Raw genomic sequence first — 3,970 nt, 5'->3', positions numbered from 1 at the left:
GCGGGGAGGCGCGGCGACGGCGTGACGGGGGATGCTCCACCGCTCGCTGTGCGTGGCGGGGAGCCGTGCGGAGTACCGGCCGGGGCCGTGTACCGCGTGACGTGCGGCTGTCCTGATCGGGAGGGCCGGGCTGCGCGGATCGGTGGTCCGCGGGCGGCCGGGACGACCCACCGCTGTCCCTGCGGGGTCGGCCCGTCCGTCTGCAGCGAGACTAACTAACTAATTAGTCAGCCCACAAGCCTTGACTTGTCACCGCGCCGGTCTCAGTCTGACTAACCAATTAGTCAGCCGGATCCCGCAGATTCCCATGGGGAACCCGCGGCCCATCCCGGTCACAGCCTCACCGCCCATCGCCGCCCCGCGCGGCGCGGAGGAGGACTTCATGAACCCCTCGACCACCCGGACGGCCACCGCGCCGCCCGGTCCGCCGAGCGAGACCCCCGATCACCCCGGCGAGGCCCTGCCCGCCCGCTACTACACGGATCCGGCCGTCGCGGCCGCGGAGACCGAACGCGTCTTCGCCAAGGCCTGGCAGCTCGTCTGCCACGAGTCCGACCTCCCCGGCCCGGGCGCCCGGCTGACGGCCACCGCCGCCGGCCGGGAGGTCCTGGTCGTGCGCACCGAGGACGGTGGCCTCGCCGCCCACCTCAACGTCTGCCGCCACCGCGGAACCCGCCTGGTCACCGGCCCGGAGCCGGAGGGCAAGGCGATCCGCTGCCCGTACCACGGCTGGACCTACAAACTCGACGGACGCCTCGTCGGCGCCCCCGAGGCGCGCCGGATCCCCTGCCTGGACAAGCCCCGGCTCGGACTGCACCCGGTCAACGTGGAGTCCTTCCTCGGCTTCGTCTTCGTCAACCTCGACCTGGAGGCCACCCCGCTCGCCGAGACCTGCGCCGGGCTCGCCGAGGCCGTCGGCCACTACGCGGGACCCGGCCTCACACCGGTCGGCAAGCACCGCATCCACGACGTCACCGCCGGTGAACAGCAGAACGCCAACTGGAAGGTGATCGTCGACAACTATCTGGAGGGCTACCACGTCCCCGTCGCCCACCCCGCGCTGATGCGACTGCTCGACTACCAGGCGTACACGGTGGACGTCCAGGAGCACTACGTCCTGTTCGAGTCACCGCTGCGGGACAAGCCCTCATCGAACTGGACGGAACGCCTCTACCAGCGGCTCGCCACCCCGATGCCCGGGCTGACCGAGGCCGACCGGCGGGTCTGGCGATACGCCGTGATCTACCCCAACACGCTCATCGACTTCTACCCTGACCACGTGCTCGCGTGGACCGCCCTCCCCACCGCCCAGGACCGGGCGGCGATTCCGGGCGCCTTCTACACCCGGCACGGGGAGAGCCTGCGCACCAGGATCGCCCGGCGGCTCAACATCCACATCGGCTGGGTCACCAACGACGAGGACGCCGAGCTGGTCGAACGCGTACAGGCCGGCCTGTCCACGCCGGGGTTCGAGCCCGGCCCGCTCTCGCACCGCGAGGCAGCGGTCGGCTGGTTCGCCCGCCGGATCCGCCGCGACCTGGAGGAGGACGGCCGATGACGCCCCGCCGTCCCGCGGCCCTGCCCCACCGGCGCGTCGCACTCCTCCCGGCCGGCTTACCCCGGCACCGCTGACGCACGTCCGTACCCTTTCCAGACCGGTCTTCACTACGGAGTCACAGGGCCTCCGTGAGCCGACCAGCCGGTCCCGCCCTGGACTGTCGTGCCGTTCCTCGACGGAGAGGACGCTCCATGTCCCCCGAGGTACCACCACCGACCCGACGCGCCCTGCTGCGGGCGGGCGCCGGCGGCCTGCTGGGCGCCGCGGTCGGAGGCTGCGGGTTCATGCCCGCCAGAACACCCGACGACAAGGACCTGGCCCCGGTCCGCGCACGCGTCGACGGCGATCTCGTCTACTTCAACTGGGCCGACTACGTCGACCCGTCCGTCTTCAAGGGGTTCGAGAAGGAGTACGGCGTCAGCGTCGTCCAGTCGAACTTCGACTCGATGGAAGGCATGGTCGCCAAGCTCAACGCGGGCAACCGCTACGACATCATCTTCCCCAGCGCCAAATGGGCCCAGCGGCTGGCCCGCGGCGGCCGGCTGCGCCGGATCGACCACACGCAGCTCAGCCACGCCAAGGACGTGTTCGGCGCCCACTCCTACTTCGCCGACCCCTGGTACGACCCCGGCTCCGCGCACACCGTCCCCTTCACCGCCTACAAGACCGGCATCGGCTGGCGGCGCGACCGGATCGGCGAGCTGACCGGATCCTGGAAGGACCTGTGGAGCGACCGGGCCAGGGGCAAGGTCTTCCTGCTGGACGACCGTGACGAGGTCCTCGGCATGGGAGCCCTGGAACTCGGCCTCGACGTCAGCACCGGCGACCCGGGCGACCTCGACCGCATCACCGGGCTGCTGGGCACTCTGCGCCCACGGCTGCGCGGCTTCTCCAGCGACAGCTACAACAACCTGCTCAACGGGAACGCCGTCATGACCCAGGCCTGGAGCGGCGACATGGCCGCCATGCTCAACCAGGCCAAGGACCCCTCCGTGTTCGGCTTCCAGGCGCCCGAGGAGGGGACACCGATCAACTCCGACTGCTACGCCATCCCCTGGAACGCCGCGCACCCCGGCACCGCGATGCTGTTCATCGACTACATGCTCCGGCCGGAGAACGTGAAGAAGAACATCGAGTACATCGGCTACCCCATGCCGGTGGCCGGCTCCGAGAAGATCTACGCCGAACTCGTCAAACCCTTCCCCGAGTGCCTCGTCACCGAGGCCGACCTCAAGGCCGACCTGTTCTTCCGTAACGGGAGCCACGCGGCCGAGGACGCGCGCGACACCGCCTGGACCCATGTGAAGGCGGGCTGAGACATGGCACCGACGCGTCACCCCTCGCGCCCCCGCCGCGGCCCGGACGCCACCGGCACCCGCATGTGGACCTGGTTCATGCTCCCCGGCACCCTCTGGATGACCGGGTTCCTGATCGCCTCCCTGGTGCTGGTCGCCGTCCTCACCGTCGGCACCACCGACGAGCTCGGCAACCCCCGCTTCGGGTTCGACCTCTCCAGCATCCGCGCCCTGGCCGACCCCGCCTACACCGAGGTACTGGCACGCTCCCTCGGCTACGCCCTGCTGACCTGCGTGATCTGCCTGCTGATCGCCTACCCGGTGGCGTACACCATCGCCCTGCACGGCGGCCGCTGGAAACACGCGCTCATCGCCGCGATCGTCGTGCCGTTCTTCGCCAACTATCTCGTCCGCATGTACGGCTGGTCGGTGGTCCTGTCCGACGACGGACCGTTGCTGCGGGCCCTGCGCGCCGTGGGACTGGCGGACGACGACACGAAGATCCTCAACACCGGCGTCGGCGTGATCGCGGGACTCGTCTACGGATTCGTCGTCTTCATGATCATCCCGCTGTACGCGGCCCTGGAGCGGCTCGACGTCTCCCTCATCGAGGCCGGCCGCGACCTCTACGGCGGCCCCGTGCGGACCTTCCTCCACGTCACCCTGCCCGCCACCCGACAGGGCGCGGCGGCCGGACTGGTCCTCGTCTTCCTGCCCGCCATGGGCGACTTCGTCAGCGCGCAACTGATGGGCGGACCGGACCAGATCATGATCGGCAACCTCATCCAGGACAAGTTCTTCCAGGGCCAGAACTGGCCGCTCGGATCCGCGCTAACCATGCTGCTCATGCTCGTCCTGCTGGTCGGGATGCTCGGCTACCTCAGGCGCACCCGCAAGGACGAGGCGGAGGCCCGCCGATGACCCAGCTCAGCCCGCCCACCACCACCGCGCCCCCCGCACCCGACCGGCCCGCCGCACGCACCCGCACCCGGCCGGGCCCCGCCCACCGCAAACCCCCCGTACTGAGCTCCCTCACCGGGAGCTGCTTCGCGCTTGACTAACACCCCATAGCCGTGGGTACGCTTTTCTCCTTCACAACCCAGAATAGCCACACCCG

At 70.2% G+C, this 3,970-nt stretch carries 4 protein-coding genes; all 4 read left to right on the top strand.

Annotated features, from left to right (window positions below):
- Window positions 1–382 precede the first annotated feature (382 nt).
- The 4 genes from ACWEBX_RS37990 (at window position 383) to ACWEBX_RS37975 (ending at window position 3,914) form a co-directional block, all read left to right on the top strand.
- Window positions 383–1,558 (top strand): aromatic ring-hydroxylating oxygenase subunit alpha, encoded by a 1,176-nt coding sequence (locus ACWEBX_RS37990; RefSeq protein WP_451889290.1) that lies wholly within the window; start codon window positions 383–385, stop codon window positions 1,556–1,558.
- Window positions 1,559–1,749: 191 nt separating this feature from the next.
- Window positions 1,750–2,874 carry a polyamine ABC transporter substrate-binding protein gene (locus tag ACWEBX_RS37985; RefSeq protein WP_451889289.1) on the top strand — a complete coding sequence of 375 codons (1,125 nt, stop codon included), beginning with the start codon at window positions 1,750–1,752 and terminating at the stop codon, window positions 2,872–2,874.
- A 3-nt stretch (window positions 2,875–2,877) separates the two neighbouring features.
- The gene (locus ACWEBX_RS37980; RefSeq protein WP_451889288.1) at window positions 2,878–3,774 is read left to right on the top strand and encodes an ABC transporter permease; all 897 of its coding nucleotides are present in this window, start codon (window positions 2,878–2,880) and stop codon (window positions 3,772–3,774) included.
- Entirely contained in the window at window positions 3,771–3,914 is a 144-nt protein-coding gene (locus tag ACWEBX_RS37975; RefSeq protein WP_451889287.1) for a hypothetical protein, read from the top strand. The genes ACWEBX_RS37980 and ACWEBX_RS37975 overlap by 4 nt, the downstream gene beginning before the upstream one ends.
- Window positions 3,915–3,970: the final 56 nt, after the last annotated feature.

The sequence above is a fragment of the Streptomyces sp. NPDC005070 genome (genome assembly GCF_053600395.1).
This window is presented reverse-complemented; position numbering and strand designations above follow the sequence as displayed.

Bases quoted from the DNA above. Each gene is read 5' to 3' on its own strand.
- ACWEBX_RS37975 (WP_451889287.1), top strand. From the start codon at position 3,771: ATGACCCAGCTCAGCCCGCCCACCACCACCGCGCCCCCCGCACCCGAC.
- ACWEBX_RS37980 (WP_451889288.1), top strand. From the start codon at position 2,878: ATGGCACCGACGCGTCACCCCTCGCGCCCCCGCCGCGGCCCGGACGCC.
- ACWEBX_RS37985 (WP_451889289.1), top strand. From the start codon at position 1,750: ATGTCCCCCGAGGTACCACCACCGACCCGACGCGCCCTGCTGCGGGCG.
- ACWEBX_RS37990 (WP_451889290.1), top strand. From the start codon at position 383: ATGAACCCCTCGACCACCCGGACGGCCACCGCGCCGCCCGGTCCGCCG.